Genomic DNA, 25884 nt, shown 5'->3' with positions numbered 1-25884 from the left:
TTCGGGTTGACAGACTAGTAGGTTGGATTGACGTAAAAACACCCAACAGTTTCAAAACTCCACTGCTAATTGCTGACTGGGCGCAAGCCCTGCGCCCCTACGTTTCGAGTTATGCCAAGTGCATAAATATCATTTTCAGCAACTCAGCGCGGGTAAAAGGCTTGGTTAAGTATCCAGACGCACCGACAAATCTCGCTTTTACTTTATCTATAATTCCCTTATTGCTAGTCACAAAAATAATGGGAATAGTTTTAAACAGGGAATTATTGCGGATAATTTTACACAGTTCATAACCGTCAATTCCTGCCATATTTAAATCCAGTAAAATTAGATCCGGCTTATGTCTAATAATTGACATTACTGCCTTCACAGGTTCATTAATAGTCACCAAAGTAAAATTCTCATCTTCCAAATAACGACTGATTTCTTTGAGAATTGTAGGACTATCATCTACAGAAATAATTTTGTAAGTCTTTTGGGTGATTTTCGTATTGATTTTTACTTTTTGTGAATCAACTTCTATGTTACTATTAACAGCTTCAGGTGAAAAATCCTCTGGAGGTAAATCAGCAACATCTGGTACTAGCTGTTGAACCGCCAGATGATTCCGCGAAATGATTGGAGTTTCTGAAGAAGCATCTTGACTGGGTGCTACATCCGCAACAAATAATTTACCCCTAATTAACTCTGTGCTATCTTCAGAAAATAGTAATGAACTTCCACAAGTTTTTGGTAACTTATCAAATGGGGGATCTGGTTCATGTAATACTATCGAACCCTTAACAATATAGGGGTATAAACTTAAAGCTAGTTGCAACTCATCCTGATTCATAATAATCGCTAGATGACGCAAGCTAAAACCCTTCATCCAATTGGTGATATTTTCTTTCAGTGGTGGTAATCTTTTATCCTGAAACTTGCTACTAACTAACAAATATGGACGCTGATAGGGAGAAGATATGTATCTACCAAGATACCGCCAATTTTGTAACTGGTTTTGGCATTTTTCGATGATATCATCAATATCTAATTTACAAATTTCGGTAAAATTTTCTAGTGGTTCTGTTAGTTCAAAATCACCTGTTTTAATGAGGAGAAATGATTCAATTACCTCTTTAACTAATTCTTGAATCAGTAATGTTGCGTGATCAAGAAGGAGATATTGTTCATTAACCAGCCAATTAATCGCTTCATATTCGGGAATTTGGTTAGGTAAATGATGATTATCTTCAGGTTCAAATATCAAGCGCATTTGTACACGCACTTCATTATCAACTAAAGGAATTTGTGGATGGAGACGACGCATTTGTCGTTCTAATCTATCAAAGGGTTCTACTGAATGAGTCCCATAGATAATTTTTCCTTGTTCTATATATATCAACCAAGATACAGAGTTACTATGTGCTTGCAAACGGGTAGTTTCATAACAATTGCTTAATTGTCTTAATAAACCTTGGGGTGATAATTTGGTAAAGGTGCCAGTATTCTTCATGTTTTTACAATTTTTTGGGCGGATACATCAACATAGTATGGGAAAAGATTGAATATTAGGCTGCAATATGATATCACCTGGAAATATGGTTATGATCACAAGTTGTTAAATTATGAATATCAATGAAAAACATCTTTTAAGCATTATCCTCCTCCGTTGAATGTAACAGTTTTTATAGTTTTTTATGTTGATTTTTTATCATTGGTCTGGATAAAAATCTCTGTTTTGTCATATTTTGTCGCTATTTCATCTTGATTAACTATATAGTGATACTATTGAGTATGCTGAGACTTTTTTGGTAATTTAAATCCATCAATTTTCAGCCGGATCTGCTTACTTTTCCTGGATTTAACTGTAATGAATTAATTTACCCAAGGACAGACTTAAATCCCACATAGAATCTTTAAAAATTTATGGAGGTAAATGTATATATTGATTATTACAGCAGATTGTAACTCAACAAATTGGAGAATCTGTACCAGAAACTATATACTTTGAGTAAAAGGAAAATAAGACTTTGGACTATAACATAACACAAAAAGTTATGATTGATACATTCAATCTTGACGAAGTTGTAGAATTTGCAGAAAACCCCGAACCCCGTTGTCCATGCGTGTTATTGCTAGATACTTCTGGTTCAATGCAAGGAGAACGAATCGAAGCCTTAAATCAAGGTTTGTTGAGTTTAAAGGATGAACTGGTTAAAAATTCCTTAGCATCCAGAAGGGTAGAAGTGGCAATTATTACATTTGATAGTAATGTTAATGTTGTTCAGGACTTTGTAACTGCTGATCAATTTAACCCGCCGATTCTCACAGCCCAGGGGTTAACAATTATGGGTTCGGCTATTCATAAAGCCTTGGATATTATTCAAGAGCGCAAATCCCAATATCGCACGAATGGTATTGCTTATTATCGTCCTTGGGTGTTTATGATTACTGATGGTGAACCCCAGGGTGAACTAGATCATGTTGTTGAACAAGCTGCCCAAAGACTGCAAGGGGATGAGTCTAATAAGCGGGTGGCGTTTTTTACGGTGGGTGTAGAGAATGCGAATATGAGCCGATTAAGTCAAATCGCTGTACGAAGTCCCCTGAAATTAAAGGGATTAAATTTCATTGAGATGTTTGTTTGGCTGTCTGCTAGTATGTCAGCGGTGTCTCATTCTCAGGTAGATGAACAGGTAGCACTACCACCAATTGGGTGGGGATCTGTTTAATGAAAATTGCAGCTTGTTGTTTAAACTGAACTAGCTGTGGAAAACAAATTATATGAATACATCAAAACAGATTTCTCAATGGCGGGTAGTGGCTGCTTCTGTATGTGGGACTAGTCATTCAAAAAACCAGCAACTTTGTCAGGATGCTCACCATTGGCAGCTATTGGCTAATAATGTGTTGGTGATAGCAGCGGCGGATGGTGCGGGTTCTGCTAAACTAGGAAAGGTGGGATCAATGATTGCGGTGGAAACGGCAATAGATCATCTTTCTCGCCAAGAGATAACGAGTGATTCTCTGGCTAATGATGGTGTTTTGCGTTATTTGCTCAGTGACGCTATGTTAGTAGCCCGCAAAGCTATAGAAATTGAGGCGGATGTTTGTAATCATCAACCTCATGATTTAGCAACTACCTTGATTCTGATGATTGCTACACCAGAAATTGTGGCTGTAGGGCAGGTTGGGGATGGTTTGGCTGTGGCTAAAAATAGTATGGGTAATCTGATAGCGTTAACCATTCCTAGCAATGGCGAATATATCAATCAAACAACTTTTCTTACGTCTCCTGGCGCTTTGGAGACAGCACAATTTGAAATATGTCGGGAAGAGATTGTTAATGTGGGTGTTTTGACTGATGGGTTACAAATGTTAGCTTTGAATATGATTGTTGGTGAACCTCACAAACCTTTCTTTTTTCCTTTATTTCAGTTTGTAGCGAATGCTGAAGATAAAATATTAGCAAAAGAACATTTAATGCGGTTTTTAAGTTCTGATAAGATTACTCAGCGGACTGATGATGATTTAACTTTAATTTTGGCTGCATTTATTAACTCATAATTTATAGTCATTAGGGATTAAAGACAGTATGGTATTAGCCATACTCTTGAGTGTCTGAACTTTTGACGGATTCTAATCACCTCATATAACCTTTATTCTGCCATGCAGGTACTACGTCATCTTCCTAACCCGGAAATTCTCAACCTCTCTGTCAGTGTGGGACATGGTGGTGAAGCTTGTATCTATGCAGTTCCATCGGATGAGAATTTGGTAGCGAAAGTATATCATAAACCAACTGTCTCTTATGCCCAAAAACTGCGGGCGATGCTTGCTAATCCTCCTGTGAATCCGACGGATAATTTAGGGCATATTTCTATTGCTTGGCCACAGGAATTATTGCAAGCGGCGGATGGTAGCGGTAAGGTCGTTGGTTTTGTGATGCCCAGGATTCGGGGAATGCGACCAATTATGGATTTTTATAATCCAGGGATTCGCCGACAACATTGCCCTTTGTTTAATTATCAATATTTATTGCGAACTGCCCGGAATCTGGCTGCGGCTTTTTCGGCTTTGCACGCCAGCCGATACTGTGTTGGTGATGTGAATGAGTCGAATATTTTGGTGAGTGATACGGCTTTGGTGACGTTGGTGGATACGGACTCGTTTCAAGTGACCGAACCGTTGCAGAATGTTGTTTATCGTTGTTCTGTGGGTAAGCCTGAATATACACCTCCAGAATTACAGAATAAAACTTTTGCGGACTATGATCGAGAAATTCATCATGATTTGTTTGGGTTGGCTGTGCTGATTTTTCAGTTGTTAATGGAAGGAACTCACCCATTTTCTGGGATATTTCAAGGGGCGGTAGATCCTCCAACCTACCAAGGGAGGATTCTTTCTGGACATTTTACCTATAGTCAAAAGAAACAAGTTCCCTATCTACCAACGCCTATTTCTCCTAGCTGGAATCTGCTTCATCCTAGTTTGCGGGATTTATTTGTGCGTTGTTTTGAGGATGGTCATGATCAACCTTTGTTACGCCCTAATGCTCAAACTTGGTTGTCGGCTTTAACGGCGGTGGAGGAGAGTCTGATGATTTGTCAGGTGAATCTTCAGCATCTTTATCATAATCATTTGGATAAGTGTCCTTGGTGTGAGCGGACTAAAAGATTGGGTGGGAGAGATCCATTTCCGTCATTGCTGGCGATCGCTTCTAAACAACATCTACAACCACGCGCCCAACCTAAGTCTAAACGTCGCTATATTCCTACTCCCCGCATCACTCAGCCATTAACACCAAATTCTCCGGTATATCATTGGCAACCTATAGCTAATCAGCAATTTTATCATCCTCCTGCTGGTAAAAAATTAAATCGGAAGGTATATGGTGTGATTTGTGGGGTGATGGGATTGGGTCTTTTGGGCTATTTGGATGTAATGATTAAATTTACCCGTCCTTTTGTTTCCCAAAATCCCTACACTCAACAAAGTTTGATGTCTCGTACATCTAATCAAACTGCTGATTTGCCAAGTCTTTCTTTTGCGGATTACTACCAGCGCGGTGATACTGCTTACCATCAAAAAGATTATGAAGAAGCAGTTGCCAACTTCACCGAAGCTACTAAAAAGAATCCCCAATCTGCCAAAGGGTATATAAATTTGGGTAATGCCCAATATAATTTAAATAATTATGAGGCGGCATTAGCTAATTATAACCAAGCTTTGAAGTTGAATCCTCAAGAGGTTAAAGCCTATATAAATCGCGGTAATGCTTACTATATGCTGGCTGACTATAGTAGTGATCCTGATAAGGAATATAAACAAGCGATCGCTGATTTTAATGCCGCCATCAATATAGATAAAACTGATGCGGAAGCTTATGTCAGACGGGGTATTGTCAGATTTGAAATTACTAAATACATCAATAATTCTTTTCCAGAATACCAAAGGTCAATTGCTGATTTTACTGAAGCCATTAAACTCAATTCAGCTAAAATAGATGCTTACTTTCAACGGGGTTTGGTTCGTTATCAAATGGCGCAATACAGTAGTAATTATGCAACAGAATATAAACAGGCGATCGCTGATTTTACTGAAGCATTAAAACTTAATCCCCGATTGGCTAAAGGTTATCTAAAACGTGGGATGGCTTATTATGAACTAGCACAATATAGAGAAGGTATAGCTGACAAAAATCATGTTCAAGCAGTTGCGGATTTAGAAACAGCCGCTAAAGTTTCTTTGGAGCAAAATGATATGGATAATTATCAACAGTCTTTGAGTAGTATTTGTATCGTTGTTGCTAATAAATGTGATAGTTTATTATCTAACACAATTCTCACTGGACAAAGTAATTGATTTAGGAGTTCAGGAGTCAGGAGTATGGCTAACGCCACGCTACGCTATCAGGAGTATGGCTAACGCCACGCTGCGCTATCAGGAGTCAGGAGTCAGGAGGAAGAAGAAGGAAGAGGAAAGAAGAGGAAAGAAGGAATAAGAAAGAAGGAATTAAAATCATCTAAAATGTGAATAATCGGTTAAAAATAATATTTAAAATTTACTCCTGACTTCATTAAGAAATTAGGGGTTTTATTTTTGTGACTAAAATTACTAGGGAGCATCCCAATTTTGCAGAAATAAGCTGGCGATTAGGAAGATGCCTCCGGCTCCCGTCAGGGATACACGGCTATACAAACAAAGTCCGCCTACGCGGACTAGGGAAATTTAAAACCCACGCAGGTGGTCACTGAGCCTGTCGAAGTGTGGGTTTTGCCTGTGTAGCCGTGACTTCGAGTCGCCTGAATTCTTATAGTGAAATGTGGCTTGAATGAGACACAAAATTCACGAAAAAAGACAAACACCAAAAGACTTTTATTCCTTCTTTTTCTCCTGAACTCCTACTATAAATATTTTACATATAAAATATCTTAATTTACTTATTCTTTATGATTTTCTAGAAAATAACAGTTAAATTATGTTTATCTACCTAATAAAGAGAAAGAAAAAATTATTTAATTTCTTTACCATCATTGTGCATTCTCTTCATTTCCATTAGTTGAAATTATCGTCCACCTGCAAATCTTTGAGGTAACTACATGAAAGCAGTAATTTTAGCAGGAGGTCTGGGTACAAGGTTGAGTGAAGAAACCAGTATCAGACCCAAACCAATGGTTGAAGTTGGTGGTAAGCCAATTCTTTGGCACATAATGAAAACTTACTCTGCTCATGGTATTAATGATTTCATCATTTGTTGCGGTTACAAAGGTTATGTCATTAAAGAATACTTTGCTAACTATTTTTTACATATGTCAGATGTGACATTTGATATGCGATTTAATCAAATGAATGTCCATTCTGGATATGCTGAACCCTGGCGCGTCACCTTAGTAAATACAGGTGATAATACAATGACAGGCGGACGTTTAAAGCAAGTTCGTGAACATATTGGGAATGAAACCTTTTGCTTTACCTATGGTGATGGTGTAAGTAATATCAATATTACAGAATTAATTAAATTCCATCGAGAGCAAAAGACATTAGCAACACTCAGCGCAGTGCAACCAGCAGGAAGATTTGGAGCAATTTCTCTAGGACAGGAACAAACTAAAATAACTAGTTTTAAAGAAAAACCTGAAGGTGATGGTGCTTGGATTAATGGGGGCTATTTTGTTCTCGAACCCCAAGTAATTGATTTTATTGCTGATACCTCAACTGTGTGGGAGAAAGAACCATTAGAAAAGTTAGCTGATTTAGAACAGTTAGCGGCTTACAAACATGATGGTTTTTGGCAACCAATGGACACATTAAGAGATAAAAACTATCTAGAGGATCTATGGAAAAGTGGTAAAGCTCCTTGGCAAGTTTGGTAATAGCAATTTTGATTTTGGATTTGAGAGTTGAGATTTTAAATATTGGATTGGGGAAAGATTACTAATGTACGATTTTGCGATTATTGGTGGGGGAATAGTTGGACTTTCCACTGCAATGGCTTTAGGAGAGCGTTATTCTCATGCTAAAATATTAGTGTTAGAAAAAGAGAGCGAATGGGCATTTCATCAAACTGGTAATAATAGCGGTGTCATTCATTCCGGTATTTACTATAAACCGGGAAGCTTTAAGGCTAAATTTTCCCGTGATGGTAGCCGTTCAATGGTAGAATTTTGCCAGAAATATGATATTGATCATGAAGTTTGTGGTAAAGTAATTGTTGCCAGTAATCAACAAGAATTACCTCGCTTAGAAAATCTCTACACACGCGGGTTAGAAAACGGTATTCCTGTTAAAAGAATTAGCCCAGAAGAAGTTAAAGAAATTGAACCTCATGTTAGTTGCGTTGGTGGAGTTCAGGTATTCAGCACAGGAATTGTCAATTACAAACAGGTTTGTTTAAAATATGCGGAATTAATTCGCAATCAAGGGGGAGATTTACGTCTCAACACCCAAGTTTTAAAAATTGTCCGCAGTGGTAGAAATCAGGTATTAGAAACTAACAATGGCAGGTTTGAAACTCGATTTGTGATCAATTGTGCCGGATTGCATAGCGATCGCATTGCAAAATTAGGTAAAGCTAATCCTGAAGCTAAGATCGTTCCCTTTCGCGGTGAATATTACGAACTTACCCCCGAAAAACGCTATTTGGTGAAAACTCTCATTTACCCAGTTCCTAACCCAGATTTCCCCTTCCTCGGCGTGCATTTCACCCGGATGATTGATAACACTGTCCATGCAGGACCCAATGCAGTTTTAAGTCTGAAACGTGAAGGTTACAAAAAAACCGACTTTGACTTCAGAGATTTTGCCGAAGTTATCACCTATCCTGGCTTTTGGAAACTAGCAGCAAAACACGCCGACGAAGGAATTCAAGAAATCATTCGTTCCTTTAGTAAAGCAGCCTTTGTCAAAAGTTTGCAAAAACTCATCCCCGAAATTCAAGCCGCAGATGTAATTCCCACCCATGCAGGAGTTCGCGCTCAAGCATTAATGAATAATGGTTCTCTGGTAGATGACTTTTTAATCATTGCAGGTGAGAATTCCATTCATGTTTGCAATGCACCTTCACCCGCTGCAACTTCTTCCTTAGAAATTGGTAAAGCTATAGTTAAGCAAATACCAGAACCTACTCATTTGCACAGTTTAGTAAGTTAGTAGGGTGCGTCAGATACTAAAAATCTGTTAACTTTACTAACAAATCAAGTCTGACGCACCCTACAAGAGAATTTTATCTGCGGATTTTTCAAGCAACAACATATTTTTCCACATCAAAAGTTTTAACAATCATGAAAGTTTTAGTAACTGGCACAGAAGGTTATCTTGGTTCTTTATTGCCTTCTTTATTAATGCAAAAAGGACATGAAGTTATTGGTGTTGATACTGGTTTTTATAAAGTTGGTTGGCTATATAATGGAACTAACGTCACAGCTAAAACCCTAAATAAAGATATTCGTGATATCAATCCCGAAGATTTAGAAGGTGTGGAAGCTATTGTTCACATGGCGGAATTATCTAATGATCCTACTGGACAATTATCTCCTACCATTACTTATGATATTAATCATTTAGGTTCAGTTCGTCTAGCTAATTTGGCAAAATCAGTAGGTGTCCGCCGTTTTGTTTATATGTCCTCCTGTAGTGTTTACGGTGTGGCTAGTGAAGGTGATATTACAGAATCATCACCAGTTAATCCACAAACAGCTTACGCAGAATGTAAAACATTAGTAGAAAGAGATGTTCAACCATTAGCTGATGATGACTTTTCTCCTACTTTCATGCGGAATGCGACTGCTTTTGGTGCTTCCCCCAGAATGCGTTTTGATATTGTTTTAAACAATTTGGCTGGCTTGGCTTGGACTACAAAAGAAATTAAAATGACCAGTGATGGTACACCTTGGCGGCCATTAGTTCACGCTTTAGATATTTGTAAAGCCATTGTTTGTGCCTTGGAAGCACCCAGAGATATTATTCACAATCAAATCTTTAATGTTGGCGATACAGCAAATAATTATCGAGTTAAAGAAATAGCGGAAATCGTTGCTGATGTTTTCCCCGGTTGTCAATTATCTTTTGGAACTAATGGTTCAGATAATCGCAGCTATCGAGTATCTTTTGAAAAAATTAACACAATTCTACCTGGATTTAAGTGTGATTGGAATGCTCAACTTGGTGCTGGACAATTATTTAGTTTGTTTAAGCAAATTGATATGAATGAAGATACTTTCTTGTCTAGAGGATTCACCCGCTTAAAACAATTAGAGTATCTAATTCGCACAGAACAAATTGACAAAGATTTCTTCTGGAACAAGCAGGAAAACTATTAATTTATTCGGAAAATATTGTAGGTTGGGTTGAGCGACAGCAAAACCCAACATGATTAATAATTTTGTTGGGTTTCCTTGCGTCAACCCAACCTACATTTCTACATTTCCTTAACCAAACATTATTGCATCAAGGTGGATTAAATTGAATTTTCTTAATTCAAGATATTCGATTTAAAAGCCTATTTTAAATTTATACCAAGTTAAATTAACAGATAATGCAAAAGTTACTAACCATTGCTATTCCTACATACAATCGCGCTGCTTTACTAGATAAACAACTGGCTTGGTTAGCAACAGCAATCAAAGGTTTTGAATCAGAATGTGAAATTATTATTTCTGATAATTGCTCAACAGATAATACACCGGGAGTTGTGAAAAAATGGCAAACTGCTTTTAGTAATACTGTATTTATAGCGAATAGAAATCGGGAAAATATAGGGTTAATGCCAAACATTGCTTTTTGTCTTCAAGCTGCTGGTAGTAAATATGTTTGGACTGTGGGTGATGACGATCCAATTCAGGAAAGGACTCTAGGTTATGTCATCAATAAAATTAAAGAAAATCCCAGTTTGTCACTGATGTTTCTCAACTGTTGTGGACGAGATAAAAATACAAATAAAGTTTTGGTAGAACACTGGTTTCCTAGTGATAGTGATGAAATCATTGTTGATAGTAAACCTGTATTTCAAAGGTATTTACAGGGTAGTTTTGGGGGTGTACTATTCATGACAGCTACCATTTATAATACCGAACTTGTGCAACAAGCTTTGCAAAACTGGACTACTTCATGTAAAAATTTAGCATCCCAAGCATATTGGACTGGATTTTGTGCGGCTTATGGAAATATCATTGTTACTCAAGATAATTATTTGGAATGTACAATGCACGCTAGTTCCCTAGAAGAAAATCCTCGATGGTCACTAATGATGCGATATGTCTACATCCCGGAGATTTATCTGAAATTATTAAGTTTAGGATATTCTGCTAAATTTTGTCAACGAATGATTCTAGAAAATATTTTCAACCTGAGTGATTGGAAAATATTATTGGGTGCTTTAAGAAGATGGCCAGTTCTAGCAACCAATATTATAATTACCTACTTGCAATTAGTAGGTAGATTCATCTATCAAATGAATTTTAATCAAAAAAAATCAGCAATAAATATCTCACGAATAAGTAATTAAATAAAAGATAAAATCCTTCTCTATTAACCATCAAAAACCATGAATAAACTACTAACTATTGCTATTCCTACTTACAATCGAGCCGAGTTACTAGATAAACAATTAACTTGGTTATCTCAAGCTATTCAAGGATTTGAATCAGAGTGTGAAATTTTAGTTTCTGATAACTGTTCTACAGATCATACTCAATCTATTATTAGTAAATGGCAAAATATTCTCACAAACATCACATTTAAATCCAATAAAAATCCTGAAAACATCGGCGTAATGCGAAATATTTTTCATTGCCTAAGTTCTGCCACAACCAAGTATGTTTGGACAATTGGTGATGATGATCCAATTCAGGAAAGAGCAGTTGCCTATGTGATGAATAAAATTAAAAATATTGATGATTTATCATTATTGTTTCTGAATTTTTCTGGTCGAAACAAAATTACTGGTGAACCAGTACATCCACCAAAAATAGTTGGTAATCGCTGGTTTGATGCCGATACAGAAGATGGTGAAGGTGATGGTAAAGCAATATTTGAACATTGTTTTACTAAAAGTGTAGGAGCAGTAATTTTTCTAACTGCTACAGTATATCGTGCTGATTTAATTAAACGCGCTCTCCAAATTTGGCCAACTGCTAGTAATAATTGGATATCTTTAGCATATTTAGCCGGTTATTGTGCTGCTAATGGCAGAGTAATTGTGACTAAAGATATCTATTTAGAATGTATTGTTGGTGTTAGTTATTGGCAAAAAGAACCGAAATCTGCACTTTTAATGCAATACCAACATATACCTGAAGTTATTTTAAAACTTGAGCAAGTTGGTTATTCTAAAGCATATTGTTGTCGGATGCTTTTACAAAACTACCATGAAGTAGACCTGAAAGTTTTTTTAGGAGCGATGAGAAGATGGCCTGTATCGGCTATTAAGACAGTAATTCCTTTTTTAGGTTTAGCTAGTGTGGCAGCATTGGAATTAATACCAATGAGAGAATTTAAAGTAGCAGAATCAGAAATGGACAGAACAACGACTTCGGAAGTCAGAAACTATAAGGGATGAATCAGCAATTGTTTGGACAAAATAAGTTTTGATTGGTAGGGATTCGGATTGTGCTTAACACCGTTATAGAAAAAATCTCAGTCTTAAAAGATGAGTTAGCTTATCAAGTGAAACTTTGGCAGTACAAGGGTAATTTGCCTGTCTTAACAGGAAATGATGCTATCATTGCTAATTCTCTTAAAAATGAAGGAATTGCCATAACAACGCTTGAAGCATTGGGACTACCTTCTACTTCACAACTATTGAATGCTGCTCATAATTTTTTACCAAATATGGGCAGGTCTAATTATAATTCTTCATGCCAAAATCCACCAGAAATTTACACAGTTACACACATAAATGATTTTTTTACTTGGGGAAATGAATCAAAACTGCTGAAGATTCTAGAAAATTATATTGGTCTTCCTGTTGCTTATCACGGTGTCCAAATTCGCAAAGACTTTATTAATCAAAGTCAATTCAGCACCATGCTGTGGCATCGAGATTCTGAAGACCGCCGCATTGTGAAAATCATCATTTATTTAAATGATGTAGACGAACAACAAGGACCTTTTGGATATGTACCATCATCTTTGACTTCGGGTCTAAATTTTTATCGCCTTTACTACAAAATTCATAATAAGGGCATTAATGATGAAACATTAAATAAAACTGTCCCTAAATCGGCTTGGAAGTCTTGTCCAGGTGCGGCAGGTACAGTAATTTTAGCGGATACAAACCGACTTTTACATCATGGAACTGTCCGCACTGAAGAAAGATCAACACTATTTTTTGTTTACACAGCTAACCCACCAAAACGACCGGGACTTTGTACTCAATATTGGGATGATACTTTTCCCAAACCAGAGTTATCTAAACAAGTTAATTAGGTTTAAATAGGAAGGGAATTCCTGTCATGCTGAACAAAATTTCAACTATAAGTTCTGAGTTGAATTATCGAGTATCACTTTGGCATCATGGTAAAAATTTACCTGCTATTAGTGCAAAAGATCAATTGATTGTTGATACCCTAAAAACATCAGGTGTTTATATCACATCTTTGGAAGATTTAGGTTTTTCATCTACGGCTACAATGTTAGCTACTGCTAATAGTTGTACTGATAGGATGGTAAATCCTAGAGATATTCATGCAGGATATAAATTACCCCAAATTTATACCGTTACAGATTTACCGGAATTTTTTAATTGGGGAATTGAAACCAGACTACAAAATATCATTGAGCATTATATAGGTTTACCTATCGCTTTTCATGGTGTTCATGTACGGAAAGACTTTCCTAATGAAAAACAATTGGAAACTTTACTATGGCATAAAGATTCTGAAGATAGACGCATGATTAAAGTCATTATCTATCTAAATGATGTGACTGAAGAACATGGACCATTTGAATATATTCCCCTACCGACTAATGCTTTAGAGCAAGTTAAAAATTATCAAGTTGATTATGAGTTGTGGCGTGTTAATTTTCTGGGAATTAATGATGATAAAATGATGAAAGTTATTCCTAAATCAGCTTGGAAATCATGTCCTGGTAAAGCTGGAACTGTGATTTTTGCAGATGTGAGAAATATTTTACATCATGGGACTGTGAGAACCCAAGAACGATCAACTATATTTTTCACATACACGGCTAAATCTCCTAAACGACCTGAACTTTGTACACAATATCATGATGATACCTTTCCCAAAATAAATCCCCAATTAGGATTAAAGGTATAAACCTAAAATGCAGAAATTCAGGAGTCAGAATAAGTAGTGAGACAGAATTAATTACACAATGTCATTGCGTTAGCGTAGCGTGGCGTTAGCCATATGGAACGAAGTGAAATGAAGCAATTCCAAGGGTTGTGATTGCTTCCCTTCGCTCGCAATGACTGTAAATATTTTTGTCCAATTACTTAATTGGTATCAACCATGATCATGCCAGTTTTATTTCCTGAATTTTGCTATCTAAAATCAAAACCATTCTATTATCTTCAAAAAACTTCCGAAATAACCATGATTTTTACCTCTACTAAACTCGCTGGTGCTTTTATTATTGACTTAGAAGAAAAGCCTGATTCTCGTGGTTTTTTTGCTCGGACTTTTTGCGCTGATGAATTTCTCGCTCATGGGTTAAAACCAACAGTTGCCCAATGTAACCTTTCTTTTAATCATAAAAAAGGCACATTACGAGGAATGCACTATCAAACTCTCCCCGCAGCGGAAACAAAATTAATTCGCTGTACTCAAGGAGCTATTTATGATGTGATTGTGGATATGCGTCCTGAATCTCCCACTTATCTAGCGCATATTGGTGTAGAACTGAGTGCAGAAAATCGTCGCGCTCTTTATGTTCCAGAAATGTTTGCTCATGGTTATCAAGCTTTAACAGATGGTGCAGAAGTTGTATATCAAGTGGGTGAATTTTACACTCCTGGATATGAACGGGGTTTGCGTTATGATGATCCAATTTTAGAAATTTCCTGGCCACTGAGTGCAACAGAAATGTCTGATAAAGATCGCAATTGGCCTTTACTAGAATCTATTTTGATAGGAGTTTAATCATGATTATTGTTGATAAAGCTTTACAAGCACGGGCGGCTTTAGGTAAACCAGTTAAAGTTGCCATGATTGGTGCTGGTTTTATGGGTCGAGGAATTGCTAATCAAATTATCAATTCTGTGCCAGGAATGGAGTTGGTGGCTATTTCTAATCGTCACATTGATAACGCTAAACGAGCTTATTTAGAAGCAGGAATTGAAGATATCAAAATTGTTGCTAATTTAGCTGATTTAGAAGAAGCGATCGCTCAAAATGAATATGCAATCACCGAAGATGCCATGCTCCTGTGTGAAGCTGATGGCATAGATGCAATCATTGAAGTCACCGGGACAATTGAATACGCGGCTCATTTGGTGATGTGTGCGATCGCTCATCACAAGCATATCATCCTCATGAATGCCGAACTAGATGGCACAATTGGACCGATACTCAAAGTCCATGCAGACCGCGCTGGAGTCATCCTGAGCGCCTGTGACGGCGACCAACCAGGGGTAGAAATGAACTTGTACCGCTTTGTCAAAAGCATCGGTTTAAAACCCCTCCTGTGCGGCAACATCAAAGGCTTACAAGACCCCTACCGCAACCCCACCACCCAAGCCGGTTTTGCTCAACGCTGGGGTCAAAATCCTGCTATGGTGACAAGCTTTGCCGATGGTACAAAAATCTCCTTTGAGCAAGCCATAGTCGCCAACGGCACAGGTATGAAAGTAGCCAAGCGGGGAATGTTGGGATATGACTACACAGGTCATGTTGATGAAATGACCAAAATGTACGACATTGACCAACTTCAAGAACTAGGCGGTATCGTTGATTACGTCGTTGGCACCAAACCCGGTCCAGGAGTATTCGTATTTGCCACCCACGAAGACCCCAAACAACGTCATTACCTCAACCTTTATAAACTCGGTGAAGGCCCCCTCTACAGCTTCTACACCCCCTATCACCTATGCCATTTTGAAGTTCCCCTCTCCGTAGCCCGTGCTGTCCTCTTCCATGATGCGGTGCTTGCACCAATCGCCGGTCCCGTTGTTGATGTCGTCGCCACCGCCAAAATTGACCTCCAAGCCGGAGCAACCCTTGACGGTATTGGTTATTACATGACCTATGGACAATGTGAAAATTCCCCAATTGTGCAACAACAAAACCTACTGCCAATGGGTCTAGCGGAAGGATGTCGCTTAAAGCGCGATATTCCTAAAGATCAAGTCCTCACTTATGATGACGTGGAACTACCAGAAGGTAGACTTTGTGATCAATTACGCGCTGAACAAGCAGTTTACTTTGCTCCTGTGAAAACTTTAGCACTAACAAAATAGTTTTCCAATTAGCATCAAGATAATTCAGAGGTTTCCTGATATTTTCATTTAACCTCTGAATTCACATATATACAATAAATGACAGAGATTATTTTGATAATCTTGCGAGGTTTCCCATGATTCAACTCCTTATTAAACAACATAAAATAATTGATACAAAACAACTGATACAACTTAGTAATGCAACATTAAAAATTCAATTACTAGAGAATAAATATTAAAACCAATCATCACTTACCAAATTATCAAGAAAAAGATGAAAATAGCTCTCGTCCATGATTACTTAACCCAACGCGGTGGAGCAGAGCGCGTATTTGAATTATTGTGTAAACGGTATCCCGACGCTGACATTTTCACCTCATTATACGACCCGCAAAAAAGTATTGATTTAGGTGAGAGAATTATCAACACCACATTTTTACAAAAAATTCCTGGTGCAACCAAATATTTTCGGATGTTAGCCCCCTTATATTTTCCCGCATTTCGTTCCTTGGATCTTCAAGATTATGACCTAATTATCAGCAGTAGCACCAGTTTTGCCAAAGCAGTACGGAAAAATCCCCAAGCAAAACATATTTGTTTTTGTCATAATGTTACCCGCTTTTTATGGGACACAGAAACATATTTACGGGAGTACGGAGACTATAGATACTTTGCTCCTCTCATCGAAAAAATCTTTCAAATGATGAGAGATGTAGACCTGAAATATGCTCAAGAACCCGATCTCTACATCGCTAACTCTACCATTGTTGCCCAACGAATTCAAAAGATTTATCACAAACAAGCGATCGCCATTAACTATCCAATTGATACTAGCAACTTTGTTTTTTCCGATACTAAAGAAGAATACTACTTGGCATCGGCGCGGATGATAAGTTATAAACGTCTTGATATAATAGTCGAAGCTTTTAATTGGTTAGGCTGGAACTTATTAATATCAGGTGATGGACCAGAACAAGAAAGATTAAAAGCCCAGGCATTACCCAACATCCAATTTCTAGGTCATGTCAGTGATAGAGAGCGTAAAGACTTATTTTCTAAAGCCAAATCAGTTATTGTTGCGGCTTTAGAAGATTATGGATTAGTTCCAGTCGAGGCAAACGCCAGTGGTACACCGGTCATTGCTTATGGAGCCGGAGGAGTCTTAGACACTCAAATACCAGGTAAAACAGGTGTATTTTTCAAAAGACAAGCACCATGCTCTTTACAAGCAGCTTTACTAGAAGCTGGAGGAATATCTTGGGATTACGAAACTATCCGTAATCATGCCGTTAGCAATTTCTCAGAACAGTCATTTTTTAGTAAAGTTGAGCAAGTTATTGATCAAGCTAGTAGTTCGTCAAATTTATTTTGACGGGTAATGATCGGAAAAAACTTCTGTTCTTCCCTCCCCTACCCCCCCCGCTCCCCCTACCCCCCTACCTCCCCTACCCCCCCTACCCCCCCTACCCCCCCTACCTCCCCTACCTCCCCTACCTCCCCTACCCCCCCTACCCCCCTACCTCCCCTACCTCCCCCGCTCCCCCGCTTGCCTTCACCCGTCATTTTCGGGTTGACAGACTACTAGTGCAGCATGGCAAAAATAACTCATCATTAAAAGTTCCTAGAAAGCTTATATAATTTGCTTTTTTAATTTTTAATTCTGCCTTGCAGCATTGGAGTTGTGCATCACTAATTCATTTAATTTTTTAGGTGTTTGCGTAGTGTATCGCAGATAAGGATAATAAAAGTGGTTCAAACTAGTCTAAATCCCAATATAAATTCAGCATCAGAAACAGAACCAGGTTATGGACAAATGTTTGCAGTAATTCTGCGAAGATTTCCCTGGTTATTATTAGTATTGCTCAGTTCTACGGCTATTGCTGGCATCATTACATTAAAAACCCCACCCAGCTTCAAAAGCACCATGCAATTGTTAGTAGAGCCTAACTATCAAGGCAAGAAAGAAACAGATAACACTGAAAGTCAATTTACTGATGCTAATGTGGAGGTAGATACAGCTACTCAATTAAACTTGATGCAGAGTTCTGGACTGATTAAAAAAGCAGTTGATAGACTTAAAACTGAATATCCAGACTTAACTGTAATGGATTTAAAAAAATCCTTAGTCCTCACTCAAATTAAGACTCCAGAGGATAATATTGCTACTAAAATATTTCAAGTTGATTACACCGATAGCGATCCAGGAAAAACTCAGAAAGTCCTCAAAACAATTCAGCAAGTTTATTTAGAATACAATAAACAACAACAAGATTCACGCCTACAAAAAGGTTTACAAGTTATCAGAGATCAATTAAGAAAAGCGACTGATGAAGTAACCGCTTCCGAAGCAAATTTACAAAGATTTCGCAGAAGTCAAAATTTAATTGATCCAGATGCTCAAGCTAAAACCGTAGAGACAGCTTTAAATACTGTCCAACAGGAACGACAAACAACTCGTTCTCAATATGAAGAAGCCTTAGCAAAGCAAAAATCTTTACAAGCACAACTAAACCGTTCTCCACAAAATGCCTTAGTTTCTTCTCGTCTGAGTCAGTCTACCCGCTACCAAGGCTTACTCAATGAAATCCAAAAAACAGAACTGGCTTTAGCACAAGAACGTTTACGTTTCACAGATGATACTCCCAGCGTTCAAAAATTATATGAACAACTGCAAAGTCAAAAGCAACTTTTACAAAAAGAAGTTAGCAGAACTTTAGGAGAAAAAACCAACTCTACCTTTAATTCTGGAGACAATCTTTTAGAACAAGGACAACTAGGACAAATTGATCTTAATCTCACAGGTCAATTAGTAGAAACCCAAACAACTATCGTTGCATTAACCGCCCGCGATCAAACTTTAGCAGCCAAAGAGAAAGAATTACAAGCCGACCTCAAGCGGTTCCCTTCTCTATTGGCTTATTACAATCGCATCCTGCCTCAACTACAATTTAGTAGAGAAAGATTAGAACAATTATTAAGAGCAGAACAAAAATTACGCCAAGAACTTTCTAAAGGTGGATTCAATTGGGAAGTAGTAGAAGAACCACAAGAAGGTTTTCAAACTGGTCCTAATATGAGACAAAATCTCTTATTAGGAGGAGTAATTGGGTTAATGTTAGGAGGACTTGCTGCCTTTATTCGTGAAGCATCTGACGACGCTGTACATACCACTGCGGAATTAGAAAAACAAGCTGCTCTCCCATTATTAGGAACAACTCCTAAATTGCCACCTCCCAAACCCAGAGAATCCATGATAAAATTGCCATTTGGCAAACCAGAAGTTCTCGCACCTTGGACAATTCAAGTATTACAATCTTCTCCCCGTTGGGAATCACTTGATCTCATTTACAAAAATATTGAACTGCTTAATAAAGTCTCAGATTTAAGATCATTAATGGTGACATCAGCATTACCAGATGATGGTAAATCGGCTTTGGCATTAGGTCTAGCCATGAGTGCGGCTCGCCTACATAAAAAAGTCTTACTAATTGATGCCAATTTACGCGATCCTAATCTGCACAAACAGTTAAATCTTCCTAATGAACAAGGACTTTCTAGTTTATTAGAAAGTGAAGTTAATCTACCTAATCAGATCAGTGTTCCTTACTCTGGGTCGTCTTATATTGATATTTTAACAGCCGGACCAACTCCGACCGATCCTGCTCATCTTTTGAGTTCTCCCCGGATGATTCAATTAATAGCTGCATTTGAAGAAAATTATGATTTGGTAATCATAGATGCCCCTTCCGTTCTTGGGTTAGTAGATGCTATGCTCACGGCATCATCCTGTCGTAGTGTGGTGATGATGGCAAGTATTGGTAAAGTGACCCGCACCCAACTTAATCAAGCCACAGGGATGTTGAGTAGGTTAAATCTGATTGGGGTTGTAGCCAATGGCGTATCTCCGTCTGATAGCACCTATGTACCTTATGTAAAACCAAAACAATTAGTTTTACAACCAGCAATGGAAGAATAAAGCAGAATATTTGCTGACTATTTAACCCACAAAAATATATTGACCCCTGCATTAGACAGGGGTTTTTGTGTTGACTATTCAAGATCAATTAAGTAGTGCCCCCCTTTCCCCTTATGAAGGGGGGTAACAATGTGATGAAAATTACGAGATAAGTAATGGGACAGAATTAATTACACAATTGATTTTTCTGTTCCCTGTTCCCAGTTAAGAGTTCCCTCTCTCAACGAGTGAATTTAATTTTGTCCGACTACTTACCACCTTTAAAACATTCTCTAAGGGACTTCCAATTAAAAAAATACCCAAAAATTTCTTGTGGTGCGGGACGAATTGCCCGCTAATCATCAAGGACGGGCAGGATGCCCATCCCACAAAATTGGGTAATTTATTTTTTGGTGTTCCCTAAGAGGAGAGGGAAAAGGAATAATATTTAATACTAGAGAGGCTTAAAACTCTGATTTTATGCTGCTAAAAACAAACCAATATGCCCCTCTCCAACGCGGAGAGGGATTGGGGTGAGGTTCAATAACTCCTACGTCGTCACGCTACGCTATCGAATTCACGTCTAATTAGGGTTAGATACTTGTTGGTTAAATGTATTGAGTTTTGTTTATAAATCTCTGCTAAAAAAATGATATTATTTGCTTTTTCAATTTTCAATTTATTACTGTAGTATGTTGGCAAATGACCATTCACTATACAAAATATTTTTGTTGTATTACTAATACAATTCACATTTATTTTTATTTACCTAATAAGTAATTTATGATATACTTTGCAAGTATAAAACAAGGTTTATTTTTATTTAGTTACGATTAATTCATTTCACCATATCTTAATATTATAGAGAAGAAAGTAATATTTATTTAAAGAGTGAATAAAGAAGTTGTTTCTTGATGATTTATTTATCGAGAGTCTTATATTCTAGAGATTGAAACCCATCATCAAAATCTCCAGGACGAAACCGAAGTAATTTTATCAGGGTTGCAAAAAGTTAGTATCTTCTCTGAGATGACTACTCTTGATCATAAATCCAAGTGTCCCTAATTTTCTGTTGTCATATTTAATCATTGCTATAGGACTCCTATACAATACTGTTCTGTCAAGAAAATATTAATTTTCTAATGGTAAATATTCAGTCAATCTTTTACTAATTTATCGCTGTTAATATATGCCAATTTCAGTCATTTCTAGTCTAAATAGTAACTCTATTGTCCCCCAGCAATCTGAAAATTTTAACTTCCTATCATGCTCATTAAAATGGCGCAGAGGAAAATTATTAGTAAAAGCCTCTGAAAAATTCTCACAACCCCATTTAGCTGCACTAGAAAATGAAGAATCTTTAATAGAATGTTTAAAACATTCTCCAGTTAGTTTAGTCAGCATAGATCCCAAAATCGGTGATTCTTTATTAAAAGTTTGGGCAAATGCTTGTCAAAAAGCTAATAAGCCCATATTTATGAACATTTCTGGGCATCAAAAATTGCCAAAGAAAGGTAATCAAATTTTCAGAACTTTACAAATAATAATTGATTGGACTTGGGCTTTACTTTTGCTGTTATTTATGAGTCCAGTCATTCTCGGAGGATTAATAACTATGCAAATATATTCCCCCAAATTGCTGTTTAATTATGAGTGGTATGTCGGAGAAAATGGGCAACTTTTTCAGATTATTAAGTTTAGTTCTATGGCTAAACAGGAAATGACAGATTTGAACATTATTTTAGGTACATTCATTTTGAATAATTTATCTAATGTATTGAATATATTGCAGGGAAAATTTTGTCTAATCAATAATCGTTGTTTATCTTTGGAAAGTGCAGTTAAATTAAGTTTAGAATCACAAAATAACAAATTAAACAAGCAAAATAAATTTAGCGGTGTATCGTAAATAGATGGGAAGGATAAACTGCCTATAGTTGAGAATAAATCTATTGGCTCTGTGTTTTCAAGCATTTTTATCTAATTGATGAATACTTCCTGTTCTCATATTGATGACTATGAATTATGTAGCTAATTAAAAAATAAGAAATATCATGCAAACAGCGATTTGTACCGTATTTGAAAAAGACTACCATTATGGTGTGGGGGCTTTGGTAAATTCCCTGTATTATCATGGTTTTCGAGGCATAATTTGGGCTGGTTATCGTGGAAATACACCCGATTGGGCTAAGGAGCTAAAAACAGAAACTGGTTATCAAGAGTTTTCTGTAGATGAAGGTTGTGCAATCCGATTTGTCAAACTAACAACTCCAAAACATTTAGGCTTTTATAAACCTGATTTTATGTCCCAATTGTGGGAAAATTATTGCCCAGATATTGATGCTTTATTTTACTTTGATCCTGATATTGTCAATAAATGTAACTGGGATTTTTATGAAAATTGGGTAAGTCGAGGAATTGCTCTTTGTGGTGATTCTTGGTATCTTGTGCCGGCGAATCATCCGAGACGGTTAGCATGGAAAGAATTTGCTGAAAATAATGGTTTTGCTTGTGAGCGCGAGTTAGATTATCACTACAATAGTGGCTTCATTGGAGTTCATAAAAACTACAAATCTATCTTGAAAGTTTGGCAGAAATTAGAAGAATTGGGTGAAATGGCAGGATATGCCAATTTAAAGGATCTTTATAACGGTAATACCTTTAATCATTATCCATATCTGTATGGAGATCAGACTTATTTAAACTTAGCATTGATGCTAACTAATTATCCTTTGAGTACCGTTGGACCAGACGGCATGGATTTTGTTCCTGGTGGTACTATTATGTCTCACGCCACAGTCCCACATATTAAACCTTGGCGCAAAAAACTACTGCTGAGTGCTTTAGAAGGTAGTTCTCCCACCATAACTGATAAATTATATTGGCGACATAGCCAAACACCTATTCAATTATATTCAATACCAAAAATACTATGGCAAAAATTTGAAATTCTCTGTGGTTCTGCTCTTGGTCGTTTTATTCGTCGCGCTCCTATGTAAGCATATTAATTTTCTTGAGATTGGTGCTTCTATACTTAATTATCAAAATTATCGGTCAAAATTTTTATGGATTCCAAATTTCTACCGTCAACTATGAAAATATTGCAAGCTACAAGTTGGTGGCAAAATAATCGGGTAATATTACGAGAATTTAAACACTTTCGAGTTGTGGCTATTTTAGCTATCGTATTTTCGGCTTTAGCTGCAAGTTTTGAAGGGTTTGGTTTAGGATTTTTGCTGGTGTTCCTGCAAAGCCTAACTACTCCTGGTTCTGAACCTGTGAAAACAGGGATAGAGTGGTTTGATATTTTGATTTTAGGAATTAATGGTTCAGCAACGGAGCGATTATATCGAATATCTGCTTTAATTGTTGTTACAACCTGTATGCGGGCATCCTTTAATTATATAGGACAGATTTGCATCCAGTTTAGTGAAATCAGTTTAGTAGATAATCTGCGTAAACGAATTTTTCAACAGTTAGAGGCTCAAACTCTCAATTATTTTAGTCATAAGAAATCTGGAGAATTAGTTAATATTCTTACCAGTGAAATGGAGAGAATTAGACAAATTTTTGGTGGACTAGCTTTTTTAATCACTAGAAGTTTTACGCTGATTGTCTATTCTATTTCTTTGTTTATACTTTCCTGGAAACTGACTATAGTTTCTATTTTACTATTTAGTCTTTTGGCGGTAGCATTATCTACCTTAAATAAACAAATTAGAGAACGTAGTTTTGCGATTACTTCCGCTAATGATAATTTTACTGCTAGGGTGCTAGAGTTTATCGAAGGTATTCGCACAATTCATGCTTTTTCTACTCAAGAATTTGAGCGAAACCGCTATTATCAAGCCAGTGAAAAAATTGTTAATACTTGGAAAAGTGTTTATTGGATTTCTTTGATAGTTAAGCCTTTGGCTGAGAGTATATCTACGCTAATTCTGATTAGTATGATTATTGTGGCTTTAGCCACAGGATTAATGAAAGTTTCGGCTTTGTTAACTTTCTTTTTTGTCCTGTTCCGCATTATCCCTATGACTCAGGATTTGAATGGGGTAGTGGCTTTTTTAAGTACCCAAGCGGGAGCAGTGGAAAATATCAAGGATTTGTTGAAACCTGATGATAAAATCTATTTTCAAAATGGCGCATTAAGATTTCCTGGTTTTAGAAGATCAATTGATTTGGTGTCTGTAGATTTTGATTATAGTCTTAATCAACGAGTTTTACATAATATTACTCTCTCGATTAAACAAGGGGAAATGACGGCTTTAATTGGTTCATCTGGGGCTGGTAAAACCACACTTGCAGATTTAATTCCTCGCTTTCATGATGCTACTGACGGCTATATTTATATAGATGAAGTTGATATTCGCAAATTTGACATTAACTCTCTGCGTTCTAAGATAGCAGTTGTGAGTCAGAATACTTTTATTTTCAATACTTCTGTTTGGAATAATATTGCTTACGGGACACCAACAGCTACAGAAGCAGAAATTAAAGAAGCTGCACGATTAGCAAATGCTTTAGAATTTATTTTAGAAATGCCGGAGGGTTTTGATACGCAATTAGGAGATAGAGGTGTGCGGTTATCAGGTGGACAAAGACAAAGAATTGCGATCGCTCGCGCATTGCTGAAAAACCCCGAAATCCTGATTCTAGATGAAGCTACAAGTGCCTTAGATTCAGTGTCTGAGCGGTTAATTCAAGAATCCTTAGAAAAGCTATCTGTTGGTCGCACAGTAATTGCGATCGCTCACCGTCTTTCTACTATAGCTAAAGCAGATAAAGTTGTAGTTTTAGAACAAGGAAAAATCGTAGAACAGGGAGCATATCAAGAGCTACTTCAACAACGTGGCAAATTTTGGCAATATTATCAAATTCAAAATGAAGTGAGATAAACAATAATTCAATTTTCCCATAGTTTATTTTCTCATCCTCCAATCAATGTTAAATATTAACTCCTCCGAACCTTTGGTGAGCGTCATTATCCCCACCTATAATCGCCCAGAATACCTGAAACAAGCCATTAATAGTGCTGTTAACCAAACTTATCAAAATCTAGAAATTATTGTTTCTGATAATTGTAGTTCTGAAAATCCTCAAGCACTAATTGAATCATTTCAAGACTCACGGATCAAATTTTGGCGACATGAGCAAAATATTGGGATGTTAGCTAACCAGTTTCATGGTTTTAAAATTGCTACAGGTAAATATGTGGCTAGTCTCCATGATGATGATATATGGAATGAGGATTTTTTATCTAAACTTGTCCCCAATTTAGAAGCAAATCCCGATTTAATTTTGGCATTTTGTGACCAATATATTATAGATGGTGATAGTAAAATTAATGTAGCTGCCACTGAAAACAATACCCGCAGTTATAAACGTGATCAAATCACTCCCGGAGTTCATAAAAATTTTACTCAAATTGGCTTAATTGATAAAAGTATTCCCACTGCGGCTGCTTGTGTAATTAGAAATGGAGTGCTTAATTGGGATAATATTCCTTCAGAGGTTGACGGAATGTGGGATTTATATTTAACATATCTTTGTTGTATTTCTGGCTATGGAGTTTACTATGTTCCCGAAAAATTAACCCAATATCGAGAGCATGAACAAACTGATACTATGCTCAGTGGTAGTCGCAATGTTCAAGCAAAAATCCGTAAAGGTAAAAGTGAGATATTCTGTTATCAAACTTTTATGGAAGATCAACGGTTAGAGGAATTTAAATCCTACTTTAAAACCAAATGGTTAGAAGCTAATACAACTTTAGGAATTGGCTTGTTACGAGATCAAAAAATTACAGATGCCCGTCGTTATTTCTGGAAAACTTTAAGTGAACAAAAATTCAATTTACGAACTTTAGTGGCTTTAATTATTAGTTTTATTCCTACCAATCTAACGAATAAAATTTGGAAAATTTCCTAATTTATTCAGAGGGAACAAGGAACAGAAAAAACTGGCGTTGCTGAATCGAGGTATGAAATTCCCAAATTGAATCTTTAAAACTCAAACCTCAGTGCGTCTTTGCGCCTTTGCGTGAGACTAA

The 25884-nt window shown here is 36.9% G+C and carries 19 protein-coding genes; 18 read left to right on the top strand and 1 reads right to left on the bottom strand.

The genetic code is table 11. The annotated features are described in order from the left end of the window. Window positions 1-109 precede the first annotated feature (109 nt). Window positions 110-1492 (bottom strand): response regulator, encoded by a 1383-nt coding sequence (locus HEQ36_RS13265; protein WP_053540932.1) that lies wholly within the window; start codon window positions 1490-1492, stop codon window positions 110-112. 544 nt (window positions 1493-2036) lie between these two features. On the opposite strand from HEQ36_RS13265, the gene HEQ36_RS13260 reads away from it, so the two are divergent. The 18 genes from HEQ36_RS13260 (at window position 2037) to HEQ36_RS13175 (ending at window position 25763) form a co-directional block, all read left to right on the top strand. After that, the gene (locus tag HEQ36_RS13260; RefSeq protein ID WP_039204101.1) at window positions 2037-2711 is read left to right on the top strand and encodes a VWA domain-containing protein; all 675 of its coding nucleotides are present in this window, start codon (window positions 2037-2039) and stop codon (window positions 2709-2711) included. A 52-nt stretch (window positions 2712-2763) separates the two neighbouring features. Beyond that, entirely contained in the window at window positions 2764-3546 is a 783-nt protein-coding gene (locus tag HEQ36_RS13255; RefSeq protein ID WP_053540931.1) for a PP2C family serine/threonine-protein phosphatase, read from the top strand. 102 nt (window positions 3547-3648) lie between these two features. Continuing rightward, entirely contained in the window at window positions 3649-5844 is a 2196-nt protein-coding gene (locus HEQ36_RS13250; RefSeq protein ID WP_053540930.1) for a tetratricopeptide repeat protein, read from the top strand. Between the two features lie 737 nt (window positions 5845-6581). Next, a complete protein-coding gene (rfbF, locus tag HEQ36_RS13245; RefSeq protein WP_039204097.1) occupies window positions 6582-7355 on the top strand; it encodes a glucose-1-phosphate cytidylyltransferase in 774 nt (257 codons plus the stop codon). Window positions 7356-7419: 64 nt separating this feature from the next. Beyond that, window positions 7420-8631, top strand: coding sequence for an L-2-hydroxyglutarate oxidase (gene lhgO / locus HEQ36_RS13240; protein ID WP_168635895.1), 1212 nt, complete (start codon window positions 7420-7422; stop codon window positions 8629-8631). A 131-nt stretch (window positions 8632-8762) separates the two neighbouring features. Next, the gene (locus HEQ36_RS13235) at window positions 8763-9800 is read left to right on the top strand and encodes an NAD(P)-dependent oxidoreductase (protein ID WP_027403013.1); all 1038 of its coding nucleotides are present in this window, start codon (window positions 8763-8765) and stop codon (window positions 9798-9800) included. 215 nt (window positions 9801-10015) lie between these two features. Further along, entirely contained in the window at window positions 10016-10984 is a 969-nt protein-coding gene (locus HEQ36_RS13230) for a glycosyltransferase family 2 protein (protein ID WP_053540926.1), read from the top strand. 39 nt (window positions 10985-11023) lie between these two features. Further along, window positions 11024-12037: a glycosyltransferase gene (locus tag HEQ36_RS13225; protein WP_168635894.1), complete on the top strand. Its 1014-nt coding sequence runs from the start codon at window positions 11024-11026 to the stop codon at window positions 12035-12037. Between the two features lie 50 nt (window positions 12038-12087). Then, window positions 12088-12906, top strand: coding sequence for a phytanoyl-CoA dioxygenase (locus tag HEQ36_RS13220; RefSeq protein WP_168635893.1), 819 nt, complete (start codon window positions 12088-12090; stop codon window positions 12904-12906). A gap of 26 nt (window positions 12907-12932) precedes the next feature. Continuing rightward, window positions 12933-13757 (top strand): phytanoyl-CoA dioxygenase family protein, encoded by an 825-nt coding sequence (locus HEQ36_RS13215; protein ID WP_168635892.1) that lies wholly within the window; start codon window positions 12933-12935, stop codon window positions 13755-13757. Window positions 13758-14036: 279 nt separating this feature from the next. Continuing rightward, the gene (gene rfbC / locus HEQ36_RS13210) at window positions 14037-14582 is read left to right on the top strand and encodes a dTDP-4-dehydrorhamnose 3,5-epimerase (RefSeq protein ID WP_039204310.1); all 546 of its coding nucleotides are present in this window, start codon (window positions 14037-14039) and stop codon (window positions 14580-14582) included. Window positions 14583-14584: 2 nt separating this feature from the next. After that, window positions 14585-15898: an SAF domain-containing protein gene (locus HEQ36_RS13205; protein ID WP_168635891.1), complete on the top strand. Its 1314-nt coding sequence runs from the start codon at window positions 14585-14587 to the stop codon at window positions 15896-15898. A gap of 256 nt (window positions 15899-16154) precedes the next feature. Beyond that, window positions 16155-17252 (top strand): glycosyltransferase, encoded by a 1098-nt coding sequence (locus HEQ36_RS13200; protein WP_027403018.1) that lies wholly within the window; start codon window positions 16155-16157, stop codon window positions 17250-17252. Between the two features lie 375 nt (window positions 17253-17627). Further along, window positions 17628-19856: a polysaccharide biosynthesis tyrosine autokinase gene (locus HEQ36_RS13195; RefSeq protein ID WP_168635890.1), complete on the top strand. Its 2229-nt coding sequence runs from the start codon at window positions 17628-17630 to the stop codon at window positions 19854-19856. 1168 nt (window positions 19857-21024) lie between these two features. Continuing rightward, window positions 21025-21744 carry a heterocyst development glycosyltransferase HepC gene (hepC, locus tag HEQ36_RS13190; protein ID WP_168635889.1) on the top strand — a complete coding sequence of 240 codons (720 nt, stop codon included), beginning with the start codon at window positions 21025-21027 and terminating at the stop codon, window positions 21742-21744. Window positions 21745-21889: 145 nt separating this feature from the next. Continuing rightward, window positions 21890-22834, top strand: a complete 945-nt coding sequence (locus HEQ36_RS13185) for a hypothetical protein (protein WP_053540919.1) — start codon at window positions 21890-21892, stop codon at window positions 22832-22834. Between the two features lie 66 nt (window positions 22835-22900). Next, window positions 22901-24730 (top strand): heterocyst formation ABC transporter subunit HepA, encoded by a 1830-nt coding sequence (hepA, locus tag HEQ36_RS13180; protein ID WP_053540918.1) that lies wholly within the window; start codon window positions 22901-22903, stop codon window positions 24728-24730. A 46-nt stretch (window positions 24731-24776) separates the two neighbouring features. Beyond that, a complete protein-coding gene (locus HEQ36_RS13175; RefSeq protein ID WP_168635888.1) occupies window positions 24777-25763 on the top strand; it encodes a glycosyltransferase family 2 protein in 987 nt (328 codons plus the stop codon). Window positions 25764-25884 lie beyond the last annotated feature (121 nt).

Origin of the sequence: Anabaena sp. 54, from assembly GCF_017355725.1 — a bacterium.
GTDB classification, from domain to species: domain Bacteria; phylum Cyanobacteriota; class Cyanobacteriia; order Cyanobacteriales; family Nostocaceae; genus Dolichospermum; species Dolichospermum heterosporum.
The sequence above is the reverse complement of the archived record's forward strand: the minus strand, read 5'-3'. Positions and strand labels throughout refer to the sequence as shown.